This is a genomic window from Mesorhizobium sp. M4A.F.Ca.ET.090.04.2.1, assembly GCF_003999085.1.
GTDB lineage: Bacteria > Pseudomonadota > Alphaproteobacteria > Rhizobiales > Rhizobiaceae > Mesorhizobium.
This window is the reverse complement of sequence record NZ_RZOT01000632.1, coordinates 1-3,171: the sequence shown is the minus strand read 5'-3', so window position 1 is coordinate 3,171 and position 3,171 is coordinate 1. Positions and strand designations below refer to the sequence as shown.

Annotated in this window: 2 protein-coding genes and 1 pseudogene; all 3 read right to left on the bottom strand. The window is 65.2% G+C overall.

The genetic code is table 11. The annotated features are described in order from the left end of the window. The coding region (locus EN781_RS29425) for an alpha-D-glucose phosphate-specific phosphoglucomutase (RefSeq protein ID WP_127400590.1) at nucleotides 1-1,154 on the bottom strand (1,154 nt) is incomplete at its 3' end. Between the two features lie 3 nt (nucleotides 1,155-1,157). After that, complete coding sequence (glgA, locus tag EN781_RS29420; RefSeq protein WP_126055819.1) at nucleotides 1,158-2,603, bottom strand: glycogen synthase GlgA; 1,446 nt, start codon at nucleotides 2,601-2,603, stop codon at nucleotides 1,158-1,160. 18 nt (nucleotides 2,604-2,621) lie between these two features. Beyond that, nucleotides 2,622-3,171: pseudogene (locus EN781_RS29415) on the bottom strand (glucose-1-phosphate adenylyltransferase); the annotation flags it as partial.

The window sequence follows — 3,171 nt, the reverse complement described above, 5'->3', positions numbered from 1 at the left end:
AGCCACAGGAGCACCGCCCACAGCCCGTCCTTCTCGCGCACATGGTTGGAGCCGGTGCCGGCGCTTTCCTCACCGCAGATCGTCGCCATGCCGGCGTCGAGCAGATTGCCGAAGAACTTCCAGCCGGTCGGCGTCTCATAGATGCCGATGCCGAGCTTCTCGGCGACGCGGTCGGCGGCGCCGCTGGTCGGCATCGAGCGGGCGATGCCCTTCAGGCCTTCCTTATAGCCCGGCGCCAGATGCGCGTTGGCGGCAAGCATCGCCACCGAATCCGACGGCGTGACGAAGATGCCCTTGCCGATAATCAGGTTGCGGTCGCCGTCGCCATCGGAGGCAGCGCCGAAATCCGGCGCGTCCGGGCCCATCATCTCGTCATAGAGATGCTTGGCGTGCACCAGGTTCGGATCCGGATGATGGCCGCCGAAGTCCGGCAGCGGCTTGAAGTTGCGGCAGGTGCCGCTGGGCGCGCCGAGCCGGCGCTCGAGGATCTCCTTGGCGTAGGGGCCGGTCACCGCATGCATGGCGTCGAAGCGCATGCGGAAGCCATATTTGAAATTGGCGCGGATGGCGTCGAAGTCGAACAGGCTTTCCATCAGTTCGGCGTAATCGGCGACCGGATCGATCACTTCGACCGCCATGCCGCCGGCCTTGACGGTTCCGATCGTATCGATGTCGATCGCGCCGATGTCGGCGATCTTGAAGCTCGAAATCGTCTTGGTCTTCTCGAAGATCGCGTCGGTGATCTTCTCCGGCGCCGGGCCGCCATTGCCGGCATTGTACTTGATGCCGAAATCCTCGTGCGGACCGCCCGGATTGTGGCTGGCCGACAGGATGATGCCGCCGAAGGTCTTGTATTTGCGGATGACGTTGGAGGCGGCCGGCGTCGAGAGGATGCCGCCCTGCCCGACCATGACCTTGCCGAAGCCGTTGGCGGCGGCCATGGCAATCGCCGTCTGGATGACCTCGCGGTTGTAGAAGCGGCCGTCGCCGCCGATCACCAGCGTCTTTCCCTCAAAACCTTCAAGCGCGTCGAAGATCGACTGGATGAAGTTCTCGGCATAGTGCTCCTGCTGGAACACCGGCACCTTCTTGCGCAGGCCTGAGGTGCCGGGCTTCTGGTCAAGATAGGGTTTGGTGGGGACGGTCCGTATCATGCTTCAGGCAACCCTTTTCGAAAGCAGCAGGCGATAGAGTTCAACATATTTCTCGGCGCTCCTGTCCCAGGAGACATCGGCCTTCATGCCCTGGCGCTGGATCGACGCCCACGCGGTGGGGTTGGCATGCGCGCCGACCAGCCGGTGGACGGCATGGACGAGCGCACCGCCATTGTTCGGCGCGAACTGGAAGCCGGTCGCCACGCCAGCCGACATCGCCGCCTCGTTGGCGTCGATGATGGTGTCGGCGAGCCCGCCGGTGCGGGCGACGACCGGCACGCAGCCATAGCGCAGGCCGTAAAGCTGGGTCAGTCCGCAGGGCTCGAAGCGCGACGGGATGACGATGGCGTCGCAGCCGCCCTGCATGATGTGGGAGAGCGCCTCATCATAGCCGACGACGACGCCGATGCGGCCGCGATGGCGGGCGGCGGCGGCAAGCAGCGCGCCTTCGAGGCCGGCATCACCGGAGCCCAGGATTGCCAGGCGCGCGCCGGCCGCGACGATGCCGTCGACGGCCGCCGCCAGTATGTCCATGCCTTTCTGCCAGGTCAGCCGGCTGACGACGCAGACGATCGGACTGTCGTCACTCTCGAGATTGAAACGGTCCTCCACCGCCTTGCGGTTCTTGGCCCGCGCAGCAAGCGTCTCGGCCGAATAGTTGGCCACAAGATGCTTGTCGGTCTCGGGATTCCAGATGTCGACATCAATGCCGTTGACGATGCCGTGGAGATCGATGGCGCGCATGTTGATCAGGCCGTCGAGACCCATGCCGAATTCCGGCGAGCGGATCTCCTGCGCGTAGGTCGGGCTCACCGTGGTGATTGCCCAGGCGGCCTGCAGGCCAGCCTTGAGATAGCCGACGCCGCCATAATATTCGACGCCGTCGAGCGCCATCGCCACGCCCGGCAGGCCGAGCTCGCCGAAGATGCCGGCGCCGAACTGGCCCTGGAAGGCGAGGTTGTGCACGGTGATCAGCGACGGCACGCCGACGGCCTTGCCGTAGCGCATATAGGCAAGCGCCATCGCCGACTGCCAGTCATGGGCATGCACGATGTCGGGCTGATAGCCTGAGATGGCGCCACCGGCGATGTCGCCGCCGACTTGGCTGAGCGCCGCGAAGCGCCGCCAATTGTCAGGCCAGTCGGCGCCGGTGGCGTTACCATAAGGGCCGCCCGGGCGGTCGAACAGATGCGGAGCGTCGAGTACGAAGAGGTCGAGCCCGGCGATCTGAACCGCATGGATGGAGGCTTTGCCGCCCTGCAGCAGCGGGTACTGGTAGACGGCCTTCTTTTTCTTGAAGGCGGCCATCACCTGGGGGTAGCCGGGGATGAGGGTGCGCATCGCCACGCCCTTGCCGGCCAGCGCGATCGGCAAGGCGCCGGTCACGTCGGCAAGCCCGCCGGTCTTGATCAGCGGGAAGATTTCGGGCGTGACCGACAGAACCTGCATGCGCCTGACGATTCCTGTCTACAGTTTGAGCTTGTCGATCATGTCCTGGGTGACAAGGCAAATGCCCTTCTCCGAGACGCGGAAGCGCTTGGCGTCAAGGGCGGCATCCTCGCCGACCACCAGCCCTTCCGGGATGCGCACGCCGTGGTCGATGACGACGCGCTTCAGCCTGGCGTTGCGGCCCACATGCACGTCCGGCAGCATGACGACTTCTTCCAGCGTCGAATAGGAGTTGATGCGCGCGCCGGTGAAGATCAGGCTTCGCTTCAGCGTCGCGCCGGAGACGATGCAGTCGCCCGAGACCAGCGAGGAAACCGCGGAGCCGCGCCTGCCATCCTCGTCATGCACGAACTTTGCCGGCGGCTTCAATTCGGCATAGGTCCAGATCGGCCAGTCGCGGTCGTAGAGGTCGAGCTCGGGAGTGACGTCGGTCAGGTCGATGTTGGCTTCCCAATAGGCGTCGACGGTGCCGACGTCGCGCCAATAGGCCTCGTTCTCGGCGGTCGAGCGCACGCAGGACTTGGCGAAGCGGTGCGCGATCGCCTTACCGTGCTGGACGATATAGGGG

Bases quoted from the DNA above. Each gene is read 5' to 3' on its own strand.
- glgA (WP_126055819.1), bottom strand. From the start codon at position 2,603: ATGCAGGTTCTGTCGGTCACGCCCGAAATCTTCCCGCTGATCAAGACC.